Below are 25,206 nucleotides of genomic sequence, written 5' to 3'. Positions count from 1 at the left end.
ACCGCCGGAGATGGCGCTGCCTACCACGCCCAGCAAGGCCCCTGTTCTTTCCACGCCAGAGCCCTAGATTGCCAGCACTCGAAACGAGATTTCTACGTGACCCACACAGACTTGCCTTTTCTCGCCGGCGGCGGAAAGCTCGCCAGCCTTATCGCTACGTTCGACTGGGCCGGAACATCGTTGGGCGCCATCGATGGCTGGTCGCAAATTCTGAAGACGACCGTTGCTATTCTGCTTCGTTCACCCGTGCCTATCGTCACCCTTTGGGGCGAAGACGGCATCATGATCTATAATGATGCCTATTCGGAGTTCGCCGGCGCGCGCCACCCGAAGCTCTTGGGCTCGAAGGTGCGGGAAGGATGGCCGGAAGTCGCTGATTTCAATGACAACGTCATGCGTGTCGGCCTTGCTGGCAGAACGCTCGCCTACCGCGACCAGGAACTGAAGCTTTTCCGCGAGGGGCGTTCCTCGCACGCCTGGCTCAACCTCGACTATTCGCCGATACTTGGCGAGGACGGCACGCCGGTCGGTGTGATGGCGATCGTCATCGAAACCACGGAAAAGGTGCGCGCCGAACAATGGCGCAACACCGAGCAGGACCGGCTGAAGCAGATGTTTGCTCAAGCGCCGGGTTTCATGGCGATGATGCATGGGCGAGAGCACGTCTTCGACCTCGTCAATCAGGCCTATATGCAACTTGTCGGCCATCGCGACATCGTCGGGCTGACGGTTCGCGAGGCCCTTCCGGATCTTGAAGGACAGGCCTACTTCGAGCTTCTCGATCGTGTTTATGAGACCGGCACGACATATACGGGCAAGGCGATGGCGGTCGATTTCCAATTGGAAGCGGACGGCAGGCTCGAACGAAAATTCGTCGATCTGGTCTATCAGCCGGTTGTCGGCGAGGACGGCAAGGTCGTCGGAATCTTCGCGCAAGGCACTGACGTGACCGACCGCGTCACGGCGGAAGAGGCTCTGCGAGCCTCGGAACTGCAGGGCCGGCAGATCCTCGACAGCGCGGTCGACTACGCGATTATCGCCCTTGATCTGAACGGCAAGATCCTTCGATGGAACGAGGGTGCGCACCGGCTGTTCGGCTGGACACAGTCGGAAGTCGCGGGGCTCGATTGGGACATGCTGTTTACGGCCGAGGACCGTGCGGCGGGCAAGGCAAAGGAGGCGATGGAGGCGGCGTTTGCGCTGGGAACCGCTCACCATGAGCGCTGGCATGTGCGCAAATCAGGTGCAAAATTCTGGGCAAATGGCGAAATCAGCCCTCTGCGCGATCAATCCGGCACACCCATCGGGCTCGTGAAGGTCCTGCGCGACCAGACCGCCGCCCATCTGGCGACGCAGGCGCTGCAGGCAGCCGAGGCGCGGCTCAGGCGCGCCCAGGAGGCGGGCGGCGTCGGCGTCTTCTCGGTCAATCTGGACGAAAGCCTTGTGAGCGCTACGCCGGAATTCTGCAAGATATTCGGTATTGCTGAGGCAAACGAGGTTCCCACCGGCCTCCTCGAGGATCTCGTCCTCGAGGAGGATCGGGAGATGGCGTCCAATCCGCAATCGCGTAAGGAAGGGAGCGGTCCGCTAAGCACGGAGTATCGCATTCGACGCGCTGATAACGGCGAGAAGCGCGTCATCGCCCGCAAGGGGGAGTTCGAGTTCGACGACAATGCCCGTCCGGTGCGCTTTGTCGGCGTTGTTCAGGACGTGACCGACAGACGCAAAGCACAGCGCGAACTCCGTGAAAGCGAGGCTCGCTTCAGAGCGCTTGCGCAGGCGATGCCGAACCAGGTATGGACGGCGCGTGCCGACGGTGAACTCGATTGGTTCAACGACCGCGTCTACCAGTATTCCGGCCTCGCGCCGACGGAACTCAAGGGCAATGGCTGGCTCGCGATCGTTCACCCGGACGATATGAAAACGACCATGGAGAGATGGAAACGCGCGCTGGAACGCGGCGAGACCTATGAGAGCGAGTTCCGTCTACGCGATGACAATGGCGCGTTTCGCTGGTTCATCGCCAGAGCTGTTCCGATTACGGATGATGAGGACAAGGTCCGTCGCTGGATCGGTACGAATACCGATGTCGAGGAACTGAGGGCGACCAGAGAGAAGCTGGAACGTCTCAACGAAACATTGGAGCAGCGCGTCGCCGAGCGCACGGCCGACCGCGACCGGGTCTGGCGTCTGTCGACGGATATCATGCTCGTGGCCGACCTTGATTCCACGATCACTGCCGTCAACCCGGCCGGGGAGAGCGTATTCGGCTGGTCTGAGGACGAACTCATCGGCCGTTCGTTCATGGATCTGATCCATCCCGACGATCGCGCTGAGGCGGTCGCTCAGATAAGCAGGCTCCAGCAGGGCGTTCGGACTTTCGCCTTCGAGATTCGCTATCGAACCAGGGCGGGAAGCTTCCGGACGATCTCCTGGACGGCGGTTCGCGACGACGCCCATATCCATGCCGTCGGGCGCGACGTCAGCGAAGAACGCGCTGCCGCCGCCACTCTTCGAAAAACCGAGGCCGCACTTCAGCAAGCGCAGAAGATGGAGGCCATCGGCAACCTGACCGGCGGCGTGGCGCACGATTTCAACAACCTTCTGCAAGTCGTGGCCGGTAATCTCCAGCTTCTGGGCAAGGATGTCATTGGCAACGAACGAGCGCAGCGCAGGATCACCAATGCGTTGGAAGGGGTCGATCGCGGCGCGAAGCTTGCGGCCCAGCTTCTGGCATTCGGGCGCCGGCAGGCGCTGGACCCGCGTGTCGTCAATATCGGTCGTCTTGTCCGCGGCATGGACGAGATGCTGCGGCGAACGATCGGTGAGGGCATCGAGATCGAAACCATTGTCTCGGGTGGCCTCTGGAACACTTTGGTCGATCCGATGCAGATCGAGAACGCCCTGCTCAATCTGGCCATCAACGCCCGTGACGCGATGGACGGGTTCGGCAAACTCACGATCGAGGTCGGCAACGCGTTCATCGACGATGCTTACGCGCGGCTGCACGAGGATGCCGAACCGGGCCAGTACGTGGCGCTGTCGGTGACGGATACCGGCGGCGGCATGCCTCCCGAAATCATCGACAAAGTCTTCGAACCGTTCTTTTCAACAAAGCCGGAGGGCAAGGGAACGGGCCTCGGGCTTTCCATGGTATACGGCTTCGTCAAGCAAACGGGCGGGCATGTGAAGGTCTACAGCGAAGTAGACAGCGGCACGACGGTCAGGCTCTATCTGCCGCGCTCGGTGCAGCAGGAGGATGTCGAGGTTCTGCATGTCGATATGCCGGTCGAAGGCGGCAAGGAAACGATCCTGGTCGCCGAAGACGACGAAGGCGTTCGCGCGACGGTCGTCGAGATGCTGCAGGAACTGGGCTATCGCGTCCTGAAGGCGCCGGATGCAAGTGCCGCCCTTGCGGTCATCGAGAGCGGAATGGCGATCGACATGTTGTTCACCGACGTTGTCATGCCGGGATCGCTGAAGAGCGCTGAATTGGCGCGGAAGGCGAAGGAACGGCTTCCCGACCTGGCGGTCCTTTTCACCTCCGGCTACACCGAGAACTCGATCGTGCACGAGGGCCGTCTGGATCCGGGGGTGCAGCTTCTCTCCAAGCCCTACAGTCGGGATGCGCTTGCCCACAAGCTCCGTCAGCTCCTGGATGGTCGTCGGCAAAAAACGGCGCCGGCGAAGGCCGACGCCCGACCGGCGCCGGATGCCGCCGTTCCCGACGCGAAGTCGGTTCTTGTGGTCGAGGACGAGCCTCTTATCAGGATGGCAACCACCGACATGCTGCAGGAACTGGGCTATCACGTCCGTGAGGCGGGATCGGCCGAGGAAGCGCTGGCGATGCTGGAGGACAAGGCTGCCAGCATCATCGTCTCGGACCTCGGCCTGCCCGGAATGAGCGGCGAGAATTTCTGCAGGCACGTCAGGGAGCGCTGGCCGGAGACTGCTCTGGTCTTTGCGACCGGCAAGGACGACGCACCGCGCATCGGCAATGGCTCGCGCATATCCCTGCTGCAAAAGCCGTTTGGAATTGCGGAAGTCAAATCCGCAATCGAACGCTGCTTCATGGTCTGAGAGACGTCCAAGGACCAAGGAAACATGTCGAAGACGCAGCGGTCGGGATCGGCTGCGTCACGCGTCTTGACGAGCTGCCGCCCTTTGCCTATTTGTTACATGTAACGAATTGAGTGGAGGTTTAAGCATGCCAGCACCTGTAACCCAACGGGTCCAAAAGCGCCGGGACGCGCTGCGGGCTGCTGGATTGCGGCCGGTGCAGATATGGGTTCCTGACACGCGCCGGCCGGGGTTCGCCGACGAGTGCCGCCGCCAGGCACGGGCGGTCGCCGCGGCAGATGCAACTGACCACGATCTGGACGCCTTCATGGACGCCGTGCTTGCCGATCTCTCCGACGAGACCGACAAGTGAGGCGTGGTGACCTCGTTGCCGTCGCCATGCCGGGGGACTTCGGGAAACCCCGTCCTGCTCTCATCATCCAGGCCGATCAGTTCGAGGACACCGGCACGGTGACGGTGCTGCTGCTGTCAGGAACATTGGTAGACGCCCCCCTGATCCGGCCCACCCTGCGCCCGACACCTGAGAACGGACTCCGCAAGCCGTCACAAGTGATGATCGACAAGGCCATGTCGGTGAAACGCGACAAACTCGGCCCCTCCTTCGGGCGGCTCGATGACGAAACCATGCTTTCCGTCACGCGATCATTGGCGGTTTTTCTCGGCCTTGCCTGAGATCAAGTCCCCAGCGCAAGTGCGGCGAGCGCTTCTGCGGCGGCGCGTGTGCCGCTTTCAAGCGCGCCATGGGCCGTTGAAAAGTCCGTTGTGTGGGTGGCTTCGCCTGCGAAAAACAGCCGGCCATCATAGGGGCGGGCGAGTGCCGTGCGGGCAGCCGCCTGTCCCGGCAGGGCATGGCTGTAGGCACCGCCTATCGACGCGGTGCCGGCCCAATCGGACGCAATCAGTGGCCGGAGGCATGTCCGCACTTGCGATCCGAACAGGCGGGCAAGCTGGTCGATCGCCCGGGCAAAGGCGGTATCCCGTCCATCGGCCGCGGCAGCCCGCGCCCCGGCTCCTCCCAGGAAACATTCGATCACCGGGTAGCCGAAGGGGCGGATGTAATAAGTGCCGGTCGCAGCATCGAACGGATCGCCCAAGAGATGGCTCTCCGGGGCGAAGGGGCTGCCGCCGACGATCTCGAGAAACAGCTTTTCATTGTTGCCGAGCGGCAGGCGCATTGCCGCATCGCGCCAGGGATCGAGCGCCGGCGGCAAGGCGATCGTGTCGCCGGCGAGCACGTTGGTCGAGGCAGTGATGATCGCGGCGCGGGCGCGCACGGTGCCGGCGGGTGTGTCGAGGGCGACCCGACGTCCGTCGAGCGAGATTGCCTTGAGAGGCGTGGAAAGATGCACCGAAACGTCGGGCGGAAGGCTCGCCGCTATCAGCGTGCCGTAGCCGGCGACGACCCGCCAGTTGACATTTGTGGAGGCCGCGTCATAGGCGGCATAGTCTCTCGCGGAGATGCGTTCGAGCTCGTCGCCGCTGATAAAGCCGCTGAGCGCCTGAAGGTAGGCGGTCCAGCGGCTGGCCGGATCCAGGGCATCGGCGGCGCGGTCGCTCGCAGGCGGGGTGGCGGCGAGCCGCTCGCTCCATTCGGCAAAGGCGCCCCAGGCCGCAGCGCGCTCAGACGCTGGAAAACCAAGATCGCGGAACTGATTGCCCCAGGCGGCGTCCCCGCGGTCGACCTTGAAACCCGACTGTTCAGCAATCTGCGTCCATGGATTGCGATCGGCCGAATGCAGCCATCCGCAGCCGAGATCCACCGGCACGCCCGCGGCTTGACTCGTCCATGACCGTCCGCCGAGGCGTGGCAGGGCTTCGAGGACGACGACCGACAGGCCGCTGCCCGCAAGGCGCCGCGCGGCACCGATCCCGGCTGCGCCGGCGCCGATGATCGCGATGTCTGGGTCTTCAATCATAGCTCGCGGGGTATCCAAGTGTCGGCCGCAGTCCCGCCGCCGGTCTCGCCATAGATGACAATCTGCCTCGACCGGCCCGAGGCACCGCTTGAGCGCCGACGCCAAGCGGTTCTCGTAGGTATACGGTTGCCAAGGTTGCCGGGCAACCGTCCGAACTTTACTTTTGGAGGCATCGAAAATTTCGCTCGCCGCATCCGATCCTTCGACGCGGCTTTGGGTAATCTATAAATTCAATAGAAATTATATTCGCGGCTGGAGCTTTTCCTGCAAGGCTTTTTCCGTGCTGTCGCCAAAATCGGACGCCAGTGCTTCGCTCGCTGCGCTCACGTCTGACATGCTTCCCCCGTTTCGAGGCTCCATCCTCATCAATTCAGACGGGACGTCACAAATGAACAAGAAGAAGTACTCCATGGTCGCCTTCACGCGACGCGCGAGCCTAGCGGCGCTGGCCGTTTCTGCCGCAGCGCTGGTGACGCTTGCGGCGCCTTCCGCCTCCTTTGCCGAGGATAAGACGATCAAGGTCGGCATTATGAGCGGGGAAGACGAAGATGTTTGGCGCGTGGTTACGGCCGAGGCTGCCAAAGGCGGCCTGAAGATCGAAACCGTCGCCTTCAACGACTATACGCAGCCCAACGAGGCGCTCGAACGCGGCGAGATCGACGCCAACGCCTTCCAGCACCAGCCCTATCTCGACAACCAGATCAAGACGCATGGCTACCACATCGTCCGTGTCGGCTTTACCGGCGTCTGGCCGATCGGGCTTTACACGAAGAAGTACAAGTCCGTGGCCGAGATCCCGCAGGGTGCCGTCGTCGGCCTGCCCAACGATCCTTCAAACGAAGGACGTGCGCTTCGCGTGCTGCAGAACGAGGGCCTGATCAAGCTCAAGGAGGGCACCGGCATTCTCGCGACCATCTCCGACATCACGGAAAATCCGAAGAAGCTGGAGATCAAGGAACTCGATGCAGGCATCGTCGGACGTTCGATCGACGACCTCGACGCGGCCGTCGTCAACACCGACTGGGCGTTGAAGAGCGGCCTGTCGCCGAACGACCGTATCGCCCAGGAGCCGATCGCAGATAATCCCTACCGCAACTTTATCGCCGTCAAGGAAGACAACAAGGACGCAAGCTGGGTGAAAACCCTGGTATCCTCCTATCAGAACGACGCGGTAAAGGCCGAATTCGACAAGGTCTACAAGGGTACGGGCCTCAGCGCGTATTGATTGAAATCAGCGCCGGAACGGGCGCAAAACCGGGGCGGTTCGGATGTCAGATGTCCGGGCCGCCCTCGGCGTTTCCAAAGGAAAGACCATGAACTCATTCGTTTCCGCCTCGACAGTCGAGGCGAAACCGGCGGCGGCCGAAGATGTCGTGAGGCTCGTCAATGTCAAGCGAAGCTTCGGCGACACGGCGGCGCTGGACGGCATCTCGCTCAGCGTCCGCAAGGGTGAGATTTTCGGTATCATCGGCCGCAGCGGCGCCGGCAAGTCAACGCTGATCCGCTGCCTGAACGGCTTGGAGCGTCCCGATAGCGGCGAGATTCGGATCGAGGGGCGGGATATCGTCGGCCTTGCTGAAAACGAGCTGCAGCCAGTGCGCCGCCGGATCGGCATGGTCTTCCAGCATTTCAACCTGCTCTCGGCAAAGACGGTGGAAGAAAACGTCGCGCTGCCCCTGAAGATCGAAGGAATAGCAAAGAGCGAGCGGCTGGCGAGGGCACGCGAGCTTCTCGACCTGGTGGGGCTTGCCGACAAGGCGAAAGCCTACCCCGCCTCGCTTTCCGGCGGCCAGAAGCAGCGGGTCGGAATTGCCCGCGCGCTGGCAGCGCGCCCGGCATTGCTGCTTTCGGACGAAGCGACATCGGCGCTCGACCCGGAGACGACGCGCTCCATCCTGGCACTTCTCAAGGACATCAACGGCAAGCTCGGGCTGACGATCGTGTTGATCACCCATGAGATGGAGGTCATACGCGGCATTGCCGATCGCGTGGCGGTGATCGATGCCGGGCGGATCGTCGAGGAGGGGCAGGTCTGGTCGATCTTCGGAAATCCAGAGAGCGCCATCACCAAGAGCCTGCTGGCCGGCATTCGTCCGCAGCTGCCTGAGCATGTCGCAGCGCGGCTTTCGTCGGCCGGCGGAACGGAGGCAATCCTCAGTGTCGACCTCGCCGGTCCGCAGGCACAAGGCGCGCTGTTTGCCGATCTTTCGGCGGCACATCCGCATTCCTTCCGTCTCGTCCATGGCGGCATCGACCACATCCAGTCGCAGCCGGTGGCGCGCTTCTTCATCGCCGTGCCGACCCGCGATCCCGGCTTGAAGGATGAGGTGGAACAATTCTTGACGGCGCGCTCGGCGCGCGTGGAGGTACTCGGCTATGACACCGATCATGTTTGATCTGCTTGTCCGTTCGCTCTGGGAGACCGTCGTGATGACGGGGGCATCCGGGATCATCTCGCTTGTCGCAGGCCTGCCGCTGGGGCTGGCGCTCGTCTTGACGAGCCGTGGCGGGATGGCTGAGAATCTTTGGGTCAATCGCGTGATCGGCGCGGTGGTCAACGGCTTTCGCTCGGTTCCCTTTATCATCCTGCTCGTGGCCTTGATCCCGCTAACGCGCCTGATCGTCGGCACGTCCATCGGCACTGGGGCGGCGATCGTGCCGCTGGCGATCGCGGCCATTCCCTACTACGCGCGCATCGCCGAGGTTTCGCTGCGCGAGGTCGACCGCGGATTGATCGACGCCGTGCGCGCCATGGGCGGCAACCGCTTTACCATCATACGCGAGGTGCTGGTGCCGGAAGCGCTGCCCGGCATCGTCGCGGGCTTCACGGTCACGCTGGTGACGCTAATCGGCGCGTCGGCGATGGCGGGCGCGATCGGCGCCGGCGGCCTCGGCGATCTGGCGATCCGCTACGGTTACCAGCGCTTCGAAACCAATGTCATGATCGCCGTTGTCGTCGTCCTGATCGTGCTTGTCTGCGGCATCCAATGGCTAGGCGACCGGCTGGTCGCAAGGCTCGACCATCGTTGAGGACGTTTAAGGTAGAATGGGCTTGTTGCAATCGAGCGGTATTTCGCAACACCAGACGCGGAGCCGCTAAAGGGCTGCGCGTTCGCTTGATCATGTCCGGAGGAGAGCTCGTGTGGCTGGAGGAGTGTCGCCAGGTCGGCATCGACAGTTTCCTATTCTCCGGCTACCCTCATCTTGACCGTTTCCGGGAGCTTGTAATGCCGAATTTGCCGCTGGGCCACCCAATTCCGAGCCGCGAAATTTCGATCGACGCGGGACCGTTCGGCGAAGCGACCGCCGGCGATCATCGGTCCAAGTTCAAGGCGTCACAGTCGTGAGCGACGACCTTTCGAAGCCAGTCGTCGCCATCATCGGTGGCGGCTTCACGGGTGCCGCGACCGCCTATCATCTAGTTCGACGTCTTCAGCCCGGCGCGGCGCGGATCGTTGTCTTCGAGCCCCGGGCAGCGCTTGGCGGCGGCCTTGCCTACGACACCGCCGAACCCGTGCACAGGATCAACGTGCCGGCTGCACGCATGACGCTCGCGCCCGGAGACGACGAGCATTTCCAACGCTGGCTGATCGAGACGAACGCTGTCGCCGACGATCCGGAGGCGGTAACGCCGGAGGGGCACATCTTTCCGCGACGCCAGATTTTCGGGCGCTACGTGGCGGCTCAGCTCGGTCCGCTGCTTGAGGACGGCACCGTCGAGCATCAGCGCGCGCGGGTCGCGTCCGTCAGGCGCTTGTCCGACCGGCAATGGCAGGTAGTCACGGAGGCAGGGGCGTCGCTATCGGCCGACATTGTCGTGATCGCGGCAACCCATCCCGAACCGAAGCCGCCTTCGACGCTCGAGCGGGCGTTTGCCGGCCACCCCGGCTATGTTGCCGACGCGACCGTGCCGGACGCGCTGGCCGCGATCCGCAAGGACGATCGCGTGCTCGTCGTGGGTGCTGGCCTTACCGCGGCCGACGTCATTGCCGCGCTCGACGCCCGCGGCCACCGTGGCGGCATTGTTGCGATTTCGCGCAGAGGGCTTCGTTCGCGCGGGCACAATTTCAGCGGACAGGATCCGTTTGGCGATTTTCTTGATCCTTCCGACCTCAGCGCGCGAAAGCTGCTGCGACGCGTCCGCCGGGCGGTCTCCGATGCAGCCGATGCCGGCATCACCTGGCATGCGGTCTTCGACCGCCTGCGTGCGCAAGGCGGCGAAATCTGGCGCGCGCTGCCGGACGTTGAGCGTCGCCGGATTGTACGTTTCCTGCGGCCTTACTGGGACGTGCACCGCTTTCGTATCGCGCCCCAGATCGAGGCGGCGATCGAGCGGCGGATCGCCGAGGGCGCGCTGGTCTTCCACGCCGCATCGATCACGCGTGCCGAGCGCGGGGCTGAAGGTGCTTTCATCGTCGGTCTCCGCCATCGGCGCGGCAAGGGCGTCGCCGAGGAGCGGTTCGATGCCGTCGTGGTGACGACAGGCCCGGGCCACGGCGCGATCCTCCAAAGCCAAGCCTTCCTCGCGGAGCTCGCGAAGGCGGGACTGCTGAGGACCGATCCGACCGAACTTGGGCTTGATGTCAGCGAGGAAAGTCGCGCGATCGACGTTGGCGGCGAGGCGTCGCACACGCTCTACGTGGCGGGACCGCTGGCGCGCGGGACCTTCGGCGAGCTCATGGGCCTGCCGCAGGTAACCGAGCACGCCGTCTTCGTCGCGGAGCGGATCGCCGAAGAAATCGGCTTCGCCGTTGCCGCAACCCCGCAGCGGCAGGCGGGGTAGAAGCGCAAAAGGTCAGAACGCCAAGGTTTTAGCGACCGCGATCAGTCCTCATCGGGTTCGTCGTCGCGCGTTTCCAGCCGATAGCGGCCGGTATCGCGCAGAAGACCGTCGATGTGGGCTGGGCGATTTGGTCGAGACGCATTCACCGCGTGGCGGCCGGATATCCAGCCCAGCAGGTTGCGTGCATCGCGTGCACCCTCGGCACTCGTCACGCAGGCGGTCGTTGCCGCGAGAAGGGCGCTGACGCGATGCCGGTCCGCCGCGCCGATCTGGGCGGCATCAATGGCGCGGCCGGCATTTTCAATCGTCGCCTCAGCCGCAGCGAGCCGTACGGAAAGTGATCCGATGGCGAGCGCGTCGCCGTCGTTGACGGCAGCCGAAACTTCGGGGAGATGGAGGATGCGCTGGAAGTCCCGGCGCCCGGCTCCGAGCTGGAGCGATGCTTCGAGGAGGAGTTCCAGTGCTGGCGGCACGTCGGGGTGCGCTTTGTCCGGCACGGTATGAAGCAGCACGTCTCCCTCGACAGGGACGTCCCTGAACAACGCGCGCTCGGCGGCCTGGCTGGCCCCGCTTGGCGATGGGCCGCAGTCATTCGCAACGTAGTGCAATCCACCGATGCGGGTCGGCAACAGCATGGACGCCTGCTTGCCGGCGTTGTCGCGGGTGGGAACCAGCAACCAGTCGGCGCGGCTGGCAGAGGGCGTGCAGGGCAATTCGCCGCTGATGCGCCAGCCGAGGCCACGCGGGGATATCGACAGTTCTGCTACCTCCTGGCCGCCATCCCGGAGCGTTCGCACGCCTCCCAACCGGGCACCGGCGAGTGCCGCGGAGAAAATCATCGTGCGCTGGCCTTCCGTGCCGCGGCTGCGGACGTGTTCCATAGCGACGAAATGGGCAGCCACAATTGCGCCAAGCGCGGTCGAATGCTCGGTAAGAATGGAACAGATGTCGGCAAGGACCGTATTCGATACGTCGATACCGCCATGCTCGGTGGGCACGGACACACCCAAAAGGCCGGAGCGGGAGATCAGATCGCTCGCCGCATCCAATTCAAAAAGACCGGCGAGCTTTCTGGCGACAGTGATCGCTTCGTCCTCTGCGCCGATCAAGGCAGCGCTGCGGGCGGGGCGGTCAAGCACTGGTGAGTTCATACCCATTTCTTCAGCTCCCAACAGAAGGCGGCTTGGAAACGCACAGGCTTACGGCCGGTAAATAGGTCATACCCTATAGGCTTTGTATAGATTGGTTTTTCTAATTTATGGGCCGTTTGAGACAATTTGAAGCTAGGAAGTGCGTGAGGTTTTTACCTCACGACGCCGCCTACCTCTGCAGCCAGGCGTCGATGCCGTGGGCAGCGGCGCGGCCCGTGGCGAGGCAGGCGGTAAGGAGATAGCCGCCGGTCGGCGCCTCCCAGTCCAGCATCTCGCCGGCGGCAAAGACGCCGGGCATCGCCTTGAGCATGTAGTTGTCGTCGACGCTTTCCCATGAAATGCCGCCCGCCGAGGAGATCGCCTCGGCGATCGGGCGCGGGCGGCGAACGTCGATCGGCGCCGCCTTGATTACCCGCGCAAGGGCTCCGGCGTCGGCGAGGGTCGCGGGCGCCCCGACCTCGCGTAGGAGTGCGGCCTTGACGCCGTCAAGGGCGGCACCCTTGCGCAGCCGGTTCGACAGGCTCTGCTTGACGTTCTGCCGGGAGAGATCGCGCGTGAGCCTTTCCAGCGTCCGGCCGGGGGTCAGATCGATGGTAAGCGTGGCGTTACCCTTGCTTTCCAGCCGATCGCGCAGAGTTGCCGCATGGGCGTAGACGAGGCTGCCCTCGATGCCGTGGGTGGATATGACGAACTCGCCCGGAACGGTGCCGGCGCCGGAGGAGGCCGTCACGCCCTTCAACGCGGCACCGGCAAAGCGGCTGCGAAAGGGTACGCTCCAGTCGACGTCGAAGCCGCAATTGGCCGCGCGGAAAGGTGCAATCTCGACACCCCATGCCGCAAGTTGCGGCGACCAGGCCGCATCCGAGCCGAGCCGCGGCCAGCTCGCGCCGCCTAGCGCAAAGAGCGCCGCGTCGCAGCGCACCGTGAGCTGTCCGTCCGGCGTGTCGAAGGCCGGTCCCTCCTCGGTGAATTTGGTGAAGCAATGGCGGGTGAGGATCTTGACGCCTTGCGAGGAAAGCCGGGCGATCCAGGCGCGGAGTAGCGGCGAGGCCTTCATGACGGTCGGAAAGACCCGGCCCGAGGAACCGACGAAGGTTTCCGTGCCGAGCCCTGATGCCCAGCCGCGGACATCGGCGGGAGTGAAGGCATCGAGCGCCGCCGAAAGCCTGTCGCTGACTGTGCCGAAACGGGTGCGAAAGCGCGCGTAGACCTCGGAATGGGTGATGTTGAGCCCGGACTTGCCGGCAAGCAGAAACTTGCGTGCGACCGTCGGCATGCGCTCGTAGACGGTGACAGTGTGGCCGCCGGCCGAAAGCACTTCCGCCGCCGCCAACCCGGCCGGCCCGCCGCCGATGATCGCCACTTGCCTGCTTGCCATCGCCCGTCTGATGTTCCTTGCCGCAATTGTCCGCGCCTCACGGCCCTCCATCTGGGAGGGCTATTCTCAAAACGGTCGCCTACAATGGTTTGTTACGCAAATGAAGATGCAACGCCTTGAGGTGTGCAGTTTTGGTGGCATGCGGGCGGATCCGCGTCTTCGCCAGCTTCCAGCCGGGCAAGCCAGGCATCGGCTTCTTCAGCCGTCGCATGCAAGCCGGTCGCCTGATAGGCTTCCCATGCGGCAAGGGCGTCCTTGCGTAGTTTGCTTCTGCTGTTCTTCGCGTTCGACATATTCTCGATGGCCTCCCGCATCAGCCAGTGCGCGCTTCGCTGGACACCGAAGGCGCTGGACCCGCTCCTCATCTCGTCGTCGGCATCGAATCCATCATCGCGGTGTTACCTGTTCAGACTATGTCAAACCTTACGCGGTAGTCCATCTCCTTCGGGCTTATTTACACGATGGTTGCCTACTCCGCATTCGGCCAATCCGCCGCCGCGGCTGTTGCGGGCTATTGCATTTCGCGTAGTATTTGCAGCATATTAGCACCACCTTGATCGCGGAGACGGCGCGGCGAGGCGCATGCATGATGACTGAACGCGTGAAACCGGGGCAGCGAAATGCGTGATCGATCTTGCCTGCGCTTGCCATTGCCGCTCGTGCTCGTTGCGGCAGCAGCGCTTGTGGCGTGTAACCGCGGCGACAACGAATACAAGCCGCCGCCGCCGCCCTCGGTGCATGTTTCCCAGCCGCTGAAGCGCTCGGTCACCGAGTATTTCGAACTGACCGGCAACACCGCCGCCATCAACAGCGTCGACATCGAGGCGCGCGTCCAAGGCTTCCTGGAAACGATAGACTATCACGATGGTTCACCAGTCAAAGCCGGCACTCAGCTCTTCAGCATCCAGAGCAACACCTATGTCGCCCAGCGCGATCAGGCGCAGGCGATGCTCGCGTCCTCCCAGGCAGCCCAGGTCGGCCGGCAGCAGGAATATGACCGCCAGCTCAATCTCATGAAGCAGCAGGTCACGACCCAGACCAATGTCGATGCCGCAAAGGCGCAGCTCGACCAAGCGAACGCTAATATCCTCAATTCGCAGGCAAGCCTGCAGCTCGCCGAAATCAATCTCGGCTACACCAAGGTGCTGGCACCCTTCGACGGCATCGTCACCAAGCATCTGGTCGACGTCGGCGCGCTGGTCGGCGTGTCGGGCCCGACGCAGCTTGCCACCATCGTCCAGGTCGATCCGATCTACGTCTATTTCAACGTCAGCGAGCCGCAGGTGCTGGCGATCAAGCAACAGCTGGCGAAGCAGGGAAAATCGATGCGGGACGTCGATCTTCCAAGCGTTCCCGTCGAGATCGGCCTGCAGAGCGAGGAAGGGTATCCCCACAAAGGCCACCTCGATTACGCGGCACCGCAGGTCGACGCGGCGACGGGGACGCTGCAGGTCCGGGGCGTGCTCGATAACCAGAACCGCGCGCTGCTGCCGGGCTTCTTTGCCCGGGTGCGCGTGCCTGTCGGCCACCTGGACAATGCCGTCCTCGTTCGCAACGACGCGCTCGGCACGAATCAGCAGGGCAATTACCTGCTGATGCTCGGCAAGGACAACGTGGTGGAACAGCGCCAGGTCAAGACCGGTCAGCGCGACGGCCAGTTGCGCGTCATCGAAGAGGGTCTTGAACCCGCCGACTGGGTGGTGACGGAAGGCGTCCAGCGGGCGATCCCGGGTGCGACGGTCGCACCGGAGCAAGTGGCGATGGATGCGGGTCTGACACTTGCGCCGCAGCCGGCGACCCCGCCCGTGACGCCGCAGACGACCCCCGCTCCGGCCAAGGCGACATCGCCATGATCTCACGCTTCTTCATCGAGCGGCCTGTCCTTGCCAACGTGTTGGCGCTGGTCATGGTCCTGATCGGCGCAGTGGCGCTCATGCAATTGCCCGTCGCGCAATATCCGAACGTCGTGCCGCCGACCGTCTCGGTCACGACGCGAATGCCCGGCGCCAGCGCCAGGACCCTCGTCGAGACCGTCGCGCTGCCGATCGAACAGCAGGTCAACGGCGTCGAGAACATGCTCTACATGCAATCGACCAGTTCCAGCGACGGCACCTATTCGCTCAACGTCACCTTTGCGATCGGCACCGACCCTGATCAGGCGCAGGTGCTGGTTCAGAACCGTGTCGCGATCGCCATGGCGTCTCTGCCGCAGTCCGTGCAGGTGCAGGGCGTGACGACGCAGAAGAAGTCCACCTCGATCCTCGGCTTCGTCACCCTGACCTCGCCCGACGACCGCTTCGACAGCCTTTTTCTCGCCAACTTCGGCGTTATCAACCTGCAGAACGAACTGTCGCGGCTGAACGGCGTCGGCAGCGTGACGGTCTTCGGCGCCGGCCAGTATGCCATGCGCATCTGGATGGATCCCAATCTCCTGCAGGCGCGCGGGTTGACGCCGCAGGACGTCATCGCCGTTGTCCAGCAGCAGAGCCAGGAAGTCGCGGCCGGGCAGATCGGCATCCCACCCGTGCCGCAGGGCCAGGACTTCCAGTATACGCTCAACGTCAACGGCCGCCTCAGCGAGGCGGCAGACTTCGAGAACATCATCGTCAAGGTGAATGGTCAGGACGGCGGACGCATTACCCGCGTGCGCGACATAGGCCGCGTCGAACTCGGCGCCCAGACCTACAGCCAGACCTTCATGCAGAACGGCCACCCGGCTGCCGGCATCGGCATCTCGCAGCTGCCGGAAGCCAATGCGATCGTCGTGGCGAAGGAAGTGCGGGCGAAGATGGAGGAGCTTGCAAAGAGCTTCCCGCCCGGGCTGACCTATCAGATGCCATTCGACACCACGACATTCGTCAACGCGTCCATCCATGAGGTCTATACGACGCTGATCGAGGCCGGCGTGCTGGTGCTGATCGTCATCCTCGTCTTCCTGCAGGACTGGCGCGCCATGCTGGTTCCGGCAACGACCGTGCCGGTCACCATCATCGGCGCCTTCGCGGCGATGGCCGCCCTCGGATTCACCGTCAATCTCTCGACCCTCTTTGCCATCGTGCTTGCCATCGGCATCGTTGTCGACGACGCGATCGTCATCGTCGAAGGCGTGGCGCGCCACATCGAGGAGGGCATGCCTGGCCGCGAGGCGGCGGAAAAGGCGATGGATGAGTTGCTCGGGCCTGTCATCGGCATCACGCTGGTGCTGATGTCCGTGTTCATCCCGGCCGCGTTCCTGCCTGGCCTCACTGGCCAGCTCTACCGGCAGTTCGCGCTTGTCATCGCCGCCACCGCCGTCATCAGCGCCATCAACGCCTTGACGCTGAAGCCGACGCAGTGCGCCCTGTGGCTGCGGCCGCCCGTGCCGCCCGAGCAGCGCAATTTCTTCTACCGCGGCTTCAACCGCGCCTACGCACCGGTGGAGCGCGCCTATGCCGGCCTCATCGACCGCATGGTCCATCGCAGCGGCCTGATGGTGGTCATCGCGTTGGTGCTGATCGGTATTGCGGTCTATGGGCTGGCTCGGCTGCCGACCGCTTTCCTTCCGGTCGAGGACCAGGGCTACGTGCTGATCTCCGCGCAGCTGCCGGATGGCGCCTCCAAGGAGCGTACCGACGCCGTGATGCAGCAAGTGGGCAAGATCGCCCAGGATACGCCCGGCGTCGACCAGGTGTTGACCATCAGCGGCATCTCCGCGCTCGACAACAGCGCCTCGCTCCCCAACGCCGGCGTGGCATACGTCGTGCTGAAGGACTGGGGCGTGCGCGGTAAGGAGAAGGGGCAGGACCTCCTGTCCCTCTACAACCACCTGAACACGGCTTTGGGAGGCGTGCTCGGCGCCAATGTGCTCGTGCTCGTGCCGCCGCCGATCCAGGGCATCGGCAACGCCAACGGCTTCACCATGCAGCTGGAGATCCGCAACGGCAATTTCGACTACGCGCTCCTGCAGACGATCGCGGACACCGTCCTCAAGAACGCCAACGCGCAATCGGCGCTGCAGCGCGTCGGCACCTCCTTCCGCGCCGGCGTGCCGCAGCTTGCGGTCACCGTCGACCGCATCAAGGCCGAGACGCTTGGCATCGAGGTCGGCCAGGTGTTTTCGGCGCTGTCGGATTACGTCGGCTCGAGCTATGTCACGCAGTTCAACAAGTTCGGGCGCACCTTCCAGGTCTACGTGCAGGCCGCCCCGGAAGCGCGCATAAGCCCCGACGACATCCGCAAGCTGATGGTGCGGGCGGGCAACGGCACGATGGTACCGCTCGGGACGGTCGTCGATGTCACCCTCATGCAGGGTCCGTCGCTGATCAGCCTCTACAATCTCTATCCGACCGCAACGGTCGTCGGCGGCGCGGCTCCCGGCTTCAGTTCGGGCCAGGCGATCGACATCATGGAGCAAATCGCAGACCGCACGCTGTCGCCCGGCACCGGCTTCGACTGGACGGCGATGTCCTATCAGGAAAAGGCGGTGGGGACGCAGATCTACTTCGTCTTCGGGCTCGCCATGCTTCTCGTCTATTTCGTGCTCGCCGGGCAATATGAGAGCTGGATCCTGCCGCTCGCGGTGCTGCTCGCCGTGCCGCTGGCGCTGCTCGGCACCGTCGGCGCGCTGATGGGCGTTGGCGTTGCCAACAATCTCTACACCCAGATCGGTCTTATCCTTTTGATCGCGCTTTCGGCCAAGAACGCCATCCTGATCGTCGAGTATGCGCGCGAGAAGCGCGCCGAGGGCATGGAGATCATCGAAGCGGCGGTCGAAGCGGCCAGACTGCGCTTCCGGCCGATCCTGATGACGTCGTTCGCGTTCATCCTCGGCGTCGTGCCGCTGGTGCTGGCAACCGGCGCCGGCGCCAATGCGCGCCGCTCGATCGGCATTTCGGTGTTCAGCGGCATGCTCGCCTCCACCTGCCTTGCGGTTCTCTTCGTGCCTTCCTTCTACGTCGTGCTGCAGCGGCTGGAGGAATGGAGAATGGGGCGCGCCGGCGCGCGCAAGACGAAGACGTCCGAGGCGAAAGAGATCGGCGCGTGATCCCTTGACCGGAACCCAGCACAAAGGCGATCGCGGAAGGGTTCAATCCGCTCTGGCGAGCGTCCGCTCGGGTGTGCGGCGACATCAACCGTTCGCGCCGGCTGGCGCGGCCCTGCGGAGAGAAGCGTGAGTTCGGTCGTGCTCGGTGCAATCGTCTTTTTCGTCCTATGCGTGGCGACCGTCGCGGGAATGCGCGCCCGGTTTCGGCTGCCCGATCATCATCTCAACCTCGAATCCAAGGACGTGATCCGCCTTGCGACCGCGGTGGTCGGCACGCTGTCGGCGCTGGCGCTCGGGCTCCTGATCGCCTCGGCGAAATCCACTTTCGACACGGCCGATACCGAGATGCGCTCCTCGGTCGCCCGCGTGCTGCTGCTCGACCGCGTGATGGCTCACTATGGGCCGGAGACGGAGGAAGCACGCCAGTCGCTGCGCACGTTGGTCGAAAGGCGCCTGGAGCGGGGCTGGAGCGTGGCCACCACCGATCAGGCCTCCGGAAAGTTCCCCGGCGACTACAGGGACATCGAAGCGGTGCAGGATCGGCTCCGCGAGCTCAAGCCTCAGACGGATGCGCAGCGCCTGCTGCAGGGCCGCGCGCTAGAGATCAGCGGCGAGGTTGCCGAGGCGCACTGGCTGCTCGTCGAAACCGACAGCGAGGGCCTGCCCTGGGCGTTCCTGACCATCCTCGTCTTCTGGCTCTCCCTCCTTTTCGGCACATTCGGCCTGCAGGCACCACCCAACCTCACCGTCTTCTCTATCCTGCTGATCTGCGCGCTTTCGGTCGCCGGTGCCGTCTTTTTGATCGTTGACATGGCCAACCCCTATATCGGGCTCATCCATATTTCAGGGGACCCGCTCAGAGCCGCCCTTCTGCGGCTCGGGCAGCCCTAACTTGTTCTTTGCAGAATGAAGGCCGTGTCGTTTCCCGCTCCTCGCGCTTTCGCATCCCGAGGGTGGGATAGCATCGGCGCGTGCCGGCTATTTCATCCCGCCCTGGCAGGGCGTATGGTCATACACTTCCGGATTGCTTGAGGAGGGCGGTTCATGGCGGTGTCGGACAAGGTTTTCGCGGGCGCCATTCCAGATCTCTACGAGCGCCTGATGGTGCCGGCGGTCTTCGAGGTTTACGCGCGCGATCTCGCGGAACGTATCGTCAAGCTTAGCCCACGCGATTTTCTCGAGATAGCGGCCGGAACTGGCGTCGTCACCGGTTTTGTTGCGTCCGGTCTGCCCGAAGATGCGCACATCGTTGCGACCGACCTCAACCAGCCGATGCTCGACCGGGCCGTCGCCAAGTTCGGCAAGGACAAGCGCATCGAATGGCTTCAGGCAGATGCGCTGTCGCTTCCGTTCGAGGCGGAAAGTTTCGACGTGGTGGCCTGTCAGTTCGGCGTGATGTTCTTTCCCGACAAGGCGAAGGGTTATAGTGAGGCGCGCCGTGTGCTGAGAGACGGCGGTCACTACCTTTTCAGCGTCTGGGATCGGATCGAAGCCAACGAGGTCACCGACGCGATCACCAAGGCCCTTGCCGAGTTCTTCCCCGACGATCCGCCAGGCTTCATGGCAAGAACGCCGCACGGCTACCATGATACCACTGCGATCCGCGCTGCCCTTGAGGCGGCCGGTTTTCGAGCGATCGAGGAAGCGACCCTGCGCAAGACGACCCGCGCCGCTTCGGCGCGCGAGATCGCCACCGCCTTCTGCCAGGGTACGCCGCTGCGCAGCGAGATCGAGGCCCGAGACCCCGACGGCGTCGATGTGGCGACCGATGCGGTCGCGCATGCGCTGGCGCAGCACTTCGGCAGCGGCGTCGTCGAGGGCGTCGCCACGGCCTTCCTCTTTACCGCCCGCCGCTGAGCATTTCGGAACAAGATGTGACGCGGGCTCGTTACGTGGAGGTCCTTACACTCAATCAGAGGGAAAATCCCCATGAAGAAGCTCATCCTCATCGCGACTGCGTCGTTGATCGCCTTGTCGCAGGCCGCAGGCGCGACCACCGTCAAGCACAACACGAAGGCCGAACCGGCTCACCAGGCGAGCGGCCAGCCGGCCCGGCTCGGCTCGCTCTCCTGCACCGTTGCCGGCGGCGTCGGCATGGTGCTCGGTTCAAGCAAGGCGGTCGATTGTCAGTTCGCGCGCCAGACCGGCAAAATCGAACACTACCAGGGCAGCATCGGCAAGCTTGGCCTTGATATCGGCGTCACGCAGAAATCCTATATGCGTTGGCTGGTCTACAATCTGAACGCGACTAAAGCAGGCGAGGGGGCGCTCGCCGGCAACTATGTCGGCGTCTCCGCCGGCGCTTCGGTCGTCGTCGGCCTGGGTGCGAACGCGCTTGTCGGCGGCACCTCCCGCAACTTCGGACTTCAGCCGATCAGCGCCGAAACGACAAAAGGCCTCAACGTGGCGGCCGGCGTGTCGCACCTCGTGCTTAGGCCGGCGCGGTAACGGGCCGGGCTTGGTGTGTGGTTCTCGGGTCATCGCCCGAGGGCCATGGAGCCTCTAGACCGTTTTTACGCAATTCCGGTCGGAAAACCGCGTCACACTTTTCCTGGAATTGCGCTGGGGGCATCGAAACGGACCGCGACCGGGGCGGCAGCGATGCGGCGGTAGAGCTTGCGCTGCTGGGCAAGCGGCCACCAGTCGTACAGAAAGATCTCCAGCGGCCGCCAATAGGCGACCCAGCCGATTATGATGAAACCTTCCTCGATGAAGTGTGCGGCGCGGGCGTAGGGGATCGCGGCCGACAACGTCTGGCCGGCCACGAGGCAGAAGGCGAGGACGAACAGACTGATCACGAGCGCGCGCCGGCCCATCCGGAAGAGATCGCTAAGCTCGCGGCTGACCTTGTCGGCGCCGTGGGAGAAGAAATGCTGCACCGCTTCCTGGAGCCCGCGGCTCGTATCCGTTGCCTCTGCATTCGCAGGCAGATGGACGACGATCTCGAAGGGCTGGTTGGATGGCAGTTCGGCCGCGAACGTCGCGATATATTCCTCCGCCTGCGTGGCGAGGTCGCGTTCGCGAAACGGAAAGGGGTCGAAGGTTTCGAATAGCTGCGATACGTTGTCGAGGCGTATTTCGATCGTATTGGCCATGATCCCCCGCCGGCGTCAGAGATGGCGCGCCCAAGGATCGCGCCCGCCTTCTTCGCCGAACCTACCGCATAATTCCCCGGATCGGAATCCAGGTAGCGGCAAAATTATACAACATTTCAAAGTGCTAATGCGACGCAAGCCAGTCTAGGCAGGTCCGGTTGCCGACGCCTTCTCCTCGGCCGCGGGTAGGGAGTCAAGTTGAGGGGCTACGCGGCGGAAGGTTGAATGCGGCTTCCGGATAGGGCCAGGAAATCGGCGGCAAGTGCATCGGCCCTTGCCGGATGAGGAAATCGGAGAAGGCGGTCATGACGGGCGTTTTGAGCCGGTCGGTTCGGGAGACGGAAAACCACTGGCGACGGATCGGCATGCCGATGACGTCAAGGATCACCAGTTTGCCGAGTTCCAGCTCCTGTTCGATCGTATGGGCCGAGATGAAGGCAACGCCGAGCCCGGCGATCACCGCCTGCATCGTCAGCCGCGTCGACGACAGCGTCGCGCGGCTTGACGGGCCGGGCCTCGCGATCGTCCGCGCGTGGTCGCGGTTGTGCGCCGCAGCCCGTGCGCCTGGCAGGTCTTGCGAACCCTGATGTCTCGGTCTTCGCCGCCGGACGGATCTGAAGTCCGCTTTTACCTTTGCCGGGGGCGGCGAGGTGCTTCTCTCCCAGCACCTCGGCGAGCTGGACGAGCCGGAAACGCGCGCGGCTTACATGCATGCGGTGCGGCTCGATGCGGATATGTTCGAGCGCAGGCCTCAGATCGTCGCGGTGGACGCTCATCCCGGATCGGTCTCCGCCGAACTCCGCCGAAAACTTGCGGCCGAAACAGGCGCGCGGGTGGTTGCCGTCCAACACCATCACGCGCATCTCGCCTCCTGCATGGCGGAAAATGGCGTGACCGGCGGGTGGGTTCTCGGCGTGGTACTCGATGGCACCGGCTATGGGGCGGATGGCACCATCTGGGGAGGGAGTTTCTTATCGGCACATATTCGGAAGCTCGTCGGTTGGCGCATTTCCTGCCTGTGCCGCTGATCGGCGACGACCGGGCGGCGGTCGAACCCTGGCGCAACGCGGTTGCCATCTCCACGCCGCTTTCGGTGACGATCTCTAGCATGGCCGCTGGGCGAGTCTCGATGCGATCCGGCGGCTCGCCGCGCGCCCCGTCGCGGCGCTGCGCCCGATTGCGGCATCCAGAAATCTCAGCCCGCTCTCTTCCTCGGCCGGCCGGTTGTTCGATGCGGCTGCCGATGTCATCGGCGTCGCGCCGGAGCGGATGGGGTACGAGGGGCAGGCGGCATCGAGTTGGAAGCCCTCGCCACGCCAATGATGCCGCATGCGAAGGCCTATGACGTTTCGCCCGGCGGCACCATTCTGCGCCGGGAAAGTCTCTGGCGCGGCATCCTCGACGACCTTCTCGGCGGCATGGACGCAGCCAGTCTTGCCGCCCGCTTTCATGCCACGCTGATTGCCGCGATCTCAACGACGGCGACCGGCATCTGCGCCCACGAACGGCTCGATACCGTCGCTCTCACCGGCGGCGTGTTCCAGAACCGGTTGCTGCTCGAAGGCGTGCACGCCCGCCTTTCGGGAGCGGATCTCTCGGTGCTGGTTCACAATCAGGTCCCAGCCAACGACGGCGGCATCGCTCTTGGCCAGGCAGCGATCGTGGCGAGCGGATTGCGGACATCGTGAAGCATAGAAGATGGGGCCAGAACTTTGGCGTTCAGGCGGTGAATTTAAATTGGACGGAAGTAAATTATAAATTAGACGGTACTACACTTTAAATCAGACGCAACTTCGGTTAAATATGGTCGCATGACAGACGCGACCAGACCGACATCGTTTATTGAACGCAAAGCTCGACCGATCGTCGAGACCGCGCTTGCCGACACGCGGGTCGTTTTGATTTCCGGACCCCGACAGGCGGGAAAAACAACACTCGCGCGGCAGTTTTCTGGCCCTGGCCGCCCTTATATTACGCTGGACGATGCGGGAGCGCTCAATGCGGCGAAGACAGATCCCGTCGGTTTTGTCCGGGGCGTTGACCGCGTTATCATCGACGAGGTGCAGCGGGCGCCTGAACTGATGCTGGCGATCAAGGAAAGCGTAGACCGCAATGACGCGCCCGGCCGGTTTCTGCTGACCGGCTCGGCCAATCTGGCCACGGTCCCGACGATTGCGGATTCGCTGACGGGCCGTATGGCGGTTATTCCGCTTTTGCCCTTTGCTCAAGCCGAGATCCGGTCCACTCCGGGTCTGCTGTTGGATCGGCTCTTCGCTGGCGAGGAGCCTGCAATCGGCAAGGATACCGTGGTCGACCACGACCTGCTGGCAACTGTGCTGCGGGGCGGCTATCCGGAAGTTCTGCGAAGGCCCACAGCTGCCCGGCGGATCGCTTGGCTGGAAGACTATGTGGCATTGATCCTTGACCGCGACGTGCGTGACATCGCTAACATTGATCAACTCGATCGACTGCCGCGGCTGCTGGACGTTCTTGCCGAACATGCCGGACAACTGGTCAATCATAGCAGTTTCGGCGCAGCGTTGGGGCTTTCGAGTGTCACCGCCCAGAAATACGTTGCCATTCTTGAACGGCTGTTTCTGGTCCGGACGCTTGCGCCATGGTCGAACAACCGCCTGAGCCGATTGGTCAAAACGCCGAAGCTCCATTTTATCGATACGGGTTTGCTCGCAGCATTGCGGGAGGACGAGACCGACGCGCTTCGCGACAACAGGGCGCGTTTTGGAGCGTTGCTTGAGAGCTTCGTCGTTTCCGAGCTCTTGAAACTCGCCTCGTGGTCGGATCGTCGGCTCTCGTTTTCGCACTACCGGACGAAAGACGGCGATGAGGTGGACGTCGTGGTCGAAGACCGGCGTGGCAGGATCGTCGGAATTGAGGTCAAGGCCTCAGCCACGGTCAAGACCGAGGATTTTCGTGGTCTGCGCCAACTGCAGGCGGCCGTCGGCGACCGCTTTGTTCGCGGGCTGGTTCTGCACGACCATGATCGGGTGACACCTTTCGGCGAAAAACTTCAAGCCGCGCCGTTGTCGCTTCTATGGACCATGTAACCCGCGTAGATCCCGATCGCGCAGCTATCCGCATCCTAAATTCCCGGCCGACAGGCCGATCGCCGCAACATTTCACTTCCGTTTCAGATTGATCTCGCTCGTCACGACCGGCTTGCCGGAGGAGGGGTCGACGTCGACGGTGGTCAGGCGCATGCCGTTATCGCCGACTTTTTCGACAACGAGGCTGGCATTGCGGTCGCCGTTGACCAGTTTCGACCAGCGGATGGCGAGGTTGATGGCATTGCCGCTGCGGCTGCCGGAGAGGCTCGATCGCTTGCCCGATGGGCCGATATACACACCGCTGTAGCGGCTGCCGGCGACGGATAGGTCGGCGCCGAGCGCACGGGTGAAGATCAGCATGCCGCGGCAGGTGCCCGCCATCGACAGTCCCGCGTCCTTCGCCTCGGAAGCGAAGTGGCAGGTAATGTTGACGGTGGGCGCCGAGACCGGGTCCTTCACCATGCCGCCGCCGTCCCACTGGCCTTGCAGCGATTTCAGGAAGTCCTCGTCGCTCGCGGCGGCTGTGCCGGCGGCAAGCAGCGGCAGAAGAATGCACAAGCATCGGATATCAGCCATGGAACTCTCCTCGACCTGAGCCCAGCCCGCGCTCGGCGGCTTGCGTCCACAACGTGCCGCAGACCGTCGAGTTCCGGAAAACAGGGTCTCAAAAAAGTGGGGCCGGCGCACGCTTTTTCTGCAGCGGCTGGTGGAGTTG

The 25,206-nt window shown here is 63.6% G+C and carries 20 protein-coding genes and 2 pseudogenes; 15 read left to right on the top strand and 7 right to left on the bottom strand.

The features are described 5' to 3' along the window. Positions 1 to 96 precede the first annotated feature (96 nt). The 3 genes from AB4048_RS18890 to AB4048_RS18880 all read left to right on the top strand — a co-directional run bounded on the left by AB4048_RS18890 (position 97) and on the right by AB4048_RS18880 (position 4,752). Positions 97 to 4,080, top strand: a complete 3,984-nt coding sequence (locus AB4048_RS18890; RefSeq protein ID WP_442203521.1) for a PAS domain S-box protein — start codon at positions 97 to 99, stop codon at positions 4,078 to 4,080. A 127-nt stretch (positions 4,081 to 4,207) separates the two neighbouring features. Beyond that, complete coding sequence (locus AB4048_RS18885; protein ID WP_442203520.1) at positions 4,208 to 4,432, top strand: antitoxin MazE family protein; 225 nt, start codon at positions 4,208 to 4,210, stop codon at positions 4,430 to 4,432. Beyond that, positions 4,429 to 4,752: a type II toxin-antitoxin system PemK/MazF family toxin gene (locus tag AB4048_RS18880; RefSeq protein ID WP_442203519.1), complete on the top strand. Its 324-nt coding sequence runs from the start codon at positions 4,429 to 4,431 to the stop codon at positions 4,750 to 4,752. The genes AB4048_RS18885 and AB4048_RS18880 overlap by 4 nt, the downstream gene beginning before the upstream one ends. Before the next feature lie 2 nt (positions 4,753 to 4,754). Here AB4048_RS18880 and AB4048_RS18875 read toward each other — a convergent pair whose 3' ends face one another. Beyond that, positions 4,755 to 5,996, bottom strand: coding sequence for a flavin monoamine oxidase family protein (locus AB4048_RS18875; RefSeq protein ID WP_442203518.1), 1,242 nt, complete (start codon positions 5,994 to 5,996; stop codon positions 4,755 to 4,757). A gap of 388 nt (positions 5,997 to 6,384) precedes the next feature. On the opposite strand from AB4048_RS18875, the gene AB4048_RS18870 reads away from it, so the two are divergent. The 4 genes from AB4048_RS18870 to AB4048_RS18855 all read left to right on the top strand — a co-directional run bounded on the left by AB4048_RS18870 (position 6,385) and on the right by AB4048_RS18855 (position 10,779). Continuing rightward, positions 6,385 to 7,221 carry a MetQ/NlpA family lipoprotein gene (locus tag AB4048_RS18870; protein ID WP_442203517.1) on the top strand — a complete coding sequence of 279 codons (837 nt, stop codon included), beginning with the start codon at positions 6,385 to 6,387 and terminating at the stop codon, positions 7,219 to 7,221. An 88-nt stretch (positions 7,222 to 7,309) separates the two neighbouring features. After that, entirely contained in the window at positions 7,310 to 8,392 is a 1,083-nt protein-coding gene (locus tag AB4048_RS18865) for a methionine ABC transporter ATP-binding protein (protein WP_442203516.1), read from the top strand. Beyond that, positions 8,373 to 9,026 carry a methionine ABC transporter permease gene (locus AB4048_RS18860; RefSeq protein ID WP_442203515.1) on the top strand — a complete coding sequence of 218 codons (654 nt, stop codon included), beginning with the start codon at positions 8,373 to 8,375 and terminating at the stop codon, positions 9,024 to 9,026. Before AB4048_RS18865 ends, AB4048_RS18860 begins: the two co-directional genes overlap by 20 nt. 313 nt (positions 9,027 to 9,339) lie before the next feature. Then, positions 9,340 to 10,779, top strand: a complete 1,440-nt coding sequence (locus AB4048_RS18855) for an FAD/NAD(P)-binding protein (RefSeq protein WP_442203514.1) — start codon at positions 9,340 to 9,342, stop codon at positions 10,777 to 10,779. Positions 10,780 to 10,820: 41 nt separating this feature from the next. On the opposite strand, the gene AB4048_RS18850 is transcribed toward AB4048_RS18855, so the two are convergent. The 3 genes from AB4048_RS18850 to AB4048_RS18840 all read right to left on the bottom strand — a co-directional run bounded on the left by AB4048_RS18850 (position 10,821) and on the right by AB4048_RS18840 (position 13,622). Further along, positions 10,821 to 11,930 (bottom strand): acyl-CoA dehydrogenase family protein, encoded by a 1,110-nt coding sequence (locus tag AB4048_RS18850; protein WP_442203513.1) that lies wholly within the window; start codon positions 11,928 to 11,930, stop codon positions 10,821 to 10,823. Positions 11,931 to 12,099: 169 nt separating this feature from the next. Further along, a complete protein-coding gene (locus AB4048_RS18845) occupies positions 12,100 to 13,308 on the bottom strand; it encodes a TIGR03862 family flavoprotein (protein WP_442203512.1) in 1,209 nt (402 codons plus the stop codon). Between the two features lie 92 nt (positions 13,309 to 13,400). Further along, positions 13,401 to 13,622, bottom strand: a complete 222-nt coding sequence (locus tag AB4048_RS18840) for a hypothetical protein (RefSeq protein WP_442203511.1) — start codon at positions 13,620 to 13,622, stop codon at positions 13,401 to 13,403. A gap of 306 nt (positions 13,623 to 13,928) precedes the next feature. On the opposite strand from AB4048_RS18840, the gene AB4048_RS18835 reads away from it, so the two are divergent. The 5 genes from AB4048_RS18835 to AB4048_RS18815 all read left to right on the top strand — a co-directional run bounded on the left by AB4048_RS18835 (position 13,929) and on the right by AB4048_RS18815 (position 20,779). Then, entirely contained in the window at positions 13,929 to 15,161 is a 1,233-nt protein-coding gene (locus AB4048_RS18835) for an efflux RND transporter periplasmic adaptor subunit (RefSeq protein ID WP_442203510.1), read from the top strand. Beyond that, a complete protein-coding gene (locus AB4048_RS18830; protein WP_442203509.1) occupies positions 15,158 to 18,331 on the top strand; it encodes an efflux RND transporter permease subunit in 3,174 nt (1,057 codons plus the stop codon). The genes AB4048_RS18835 and AB4048_RS18830 overlap by 4 nt, the downstream gene beginning before the upstream one ends. 138 nt (positions 18,332 to 18,469) lie before the next feature. Next, the gene (locus tag AB4048_RS18825) at positions 18,470 to 19,222 is read left to right on the top strand and encodes a bestrophin-like domain (RefSeq protein WP_442203540.1); all 753 of its coding nucleotides are present in this window, start codon (positions 18,470 to 18,472) and stop codon (positions 19,220 to 19,222) included. A gap of 153 nt (positions 19,223 to 19,375) precedes the next feature. Beyond that, positions 19,376 to 20,188 carry a class I SAM-dependent methyltransferase gene (locus tag AB4048_RS18820; RefSeq protein WP_442203508.1) on the top strand — a complete coding sequence of 271 codons (813 nt, stop codon included), beginning with the start codon at positions 19,376 to 19,378 and terminating at the stop codon, positions 20,186 to 20,188. Between the two features lie 72 nt (positions 20,189 to 20,260). Further along, on the top strand, positions 20,261 to 20,779 hold the full coding sequence (locus AB4048_RS18815; RefSeq protein ID WP_442203507.1) for a DUF992 domain-containing protein: 519 nt from the start codon (positions 20,261 to 20,263) through the stop codon (positions 20,777 to 20,779). A 92-nt stretch (positions 20,780 to 20,871) separates the two neighbouring features. On the opposite strand, the gene AB4048_RS18810 is transcribed toward AB4048_RS18815, so the two are convergent. Both AB4048_RS18810 and AB4048_RS18805 read right to left on the bottom strand, forming a co-directional pair. Further along, the gene (locus tag AB4048_RS18810; protein WP_442203506.1) at positions 20,872 to 21,426 is read right to left on the bottom strand and encodes a hypothetical protein; all 555 of its coding nucleotides are present in this window, start codon (positions 21,424 to 21,426) and stop codon (positions 20,872 to 20,874) included. A gap of 193 nt (positions 21,427 to 21,619) precedes the next feature. Next, positions 21,620 to 21,997: a LysR substrate-binding domain-containing protein gene (locus AB4048_RS18805; protein ID WP_442203539.1), complete on the bottom strand. Its 378-nt coding sequence runs from the start codon at positions 21,995 to 21,997 to the stop codon at positions 21,620 to 21,622. A 43-nt stretch (positions 21,998 to 22,040) separates the two neighbouring features. Between AB4048_RS18805 and AB4048_RS18800 the strand changes: the two are divergent. The 3 genes and pseudogenes from AB4048_RS18800 to AB4048_RS18790 all read left to right on the top strand — a co-directional run. Next, positions 22,041 to 22,456: pseudogene (locus AB4048_RS18800) on the top strand (Kae1-like domain-containing protein); the annotation flags it as partial. A gap of 104 nt (positions 22,457 to 22,560) precedes the next feature. Further along, positions 22,561 to 23,114 (top strand): annotated as a pseudogene (locus tag AB4048_RS18795) (Kae1-like domain-containing protein). Between the two features lie 123 nt (positions 23,115 to 23,237). Further along, a complete protein-coding gene (locus AB4048_RS18790) occupies positions 23,238 to 24,491 on the top strand; it encodes an ATP-binding protein (RefSeq protein WP_442203505.1) in 1,254 nt (417 codons plus the stop codon). 72 nt (positions 24,492 to 24,563) lie between these two features. On the opposite strand, the gene AB4048_RS18785 is transcribed toward AB4048_RS18790, so the two are convergent. Next, positions 24,564 to 25,067: a hypothetical protein gene (locus AB4048_RS18785; protein WP_442203504.1), complete on the bottom strand. Its 504-nt coding sequence runs from the start codon at positions 25,065 to 25,067 to the stop codon at positions 24,564 to 24,566. Positions 25,068 to 25,206 lie beyond the last annotated feature (139 nt).

The organism is Rhizobium sp. RAF56, from assembly GCF_052113965.1.
GTDB lineage: Bacteria > Pseudomonadota > Alphaproteobacteria > Rhizobiales > Rhizobiaceae > Rhizobium.
This window is presented reverse-complemented; position numbering and strand designations above follow the sequence as displayed.

Excerpts from the sequence above, each read along its gene's own strand:
- AB4048_RS18820 (WP_442203508.1), top strand. The coding sequence starts at position 19,376 with ATGGCGGTGTCGGACAAGGTTTTCGCGGGCGCCATTCCAGATCTCTAC.
- AB4048_RS18830 (WP_442203509.1), top strand. The coding sequence starts at position 15,158 with ATGATCTCACGCTTCTTCATCGAGCGGCCTGTCCTTGCCAACGTGTTG.
- AB4048_RS18785 (WP_442203504.1), bottom strand. The coding sequence starts at position 25,067 with ATGGCTGATATCCGATGCTTGTGCATTCTTCTGCCGCTGCTTGCCGCC.
- AB4048_RS18875 (WP_442203518.1), bottom strand. The coding sequence starts at position 5,996 with ATGATTGAAGACCCAGACATCGCGATCATCGGCGCCGGCGCAGCCGGG.
- AB4048_RS18845 (WP_442203512.1), bottom strand. The coding sequence starts at position 13,308 with ATGGCAAGCAGGCAAGTGGCGATCATCGGCGGCGGGCCGGCCGGGTTG.
- AB4048_RS18790 (WP_442203505.1), top strand. The coding sequence starts at position 23,238 with ATGACAGACGCGACCAGACCGACATCGTTTATTGAACGCAAAGCTCGA.
- AB4048_RS18810 (WP_442203506.1), bottom strand. The coding sequence starts at position 21,426 with ATGGCCAATACGATCGAAATACGCCTCGACAACGTATCGCAGCTATTC.
- AB4048_RS18860 (WP_442203515.1), top strand. The coding sequence starts at position 8,373 with ATGACACCGATCATGTTTGATCTGCTTGTCCGTTCGCTCTGGGAGACC.
- AB4048_RS18870 (WP_442203517.1), top strand. The coding sequence starts at position 6,385 with ATGAACAAGAAGAAGTACTCCATGGTCGCCTTCACGCGACGCGCGAGC.
- AB4048_RS18840 (WP_442203511.1), bottom strand. The coding sequence starts at position 13,622 with ATGCGGGAGGCCATCGAGAATATGTCGAACGCGAAGAACAGCAGAAGC.
- AB4048_RS18885 (WP_442203520.1), top strand. The coding sequence starts at position 4,208 with ATGCCAGCACCTGTAACCCAACGGGTCCAAAAGCGCCGGGACGCGCTG.
- AB4048_RS18815 (WP_442203507.1), top strand. The coding sequence starts at position 20,261 with ATGAAGAAGCTCATCCTCATCGCGACTGCGTCGTTGATCGCCTTGTCG.
- AB4048_RS18850 (WP_442203513.1), bottom strand. The coding sequence starts at position 11,930 with ATGAACTCACCAGTGCTTGACCGCCCCGCCCGCAGCGCTGCCTTGATC.
- AB4048_RS18835 (WP_442203510.1), top strand. The coding sequence starts at position 13,929 with ATGCGTGATCGATCTTGCCTGCGCTTGCCATTGCCGCTCGTGCTCGTT.
- AB4048_RS18865 (WP_442203516.1), top strand. The coding sequence starts at position 7,310 with ATGAACTCATTCGTTTCCGCCTCGACAGTCGAGGCGAAACCGGCGGCG.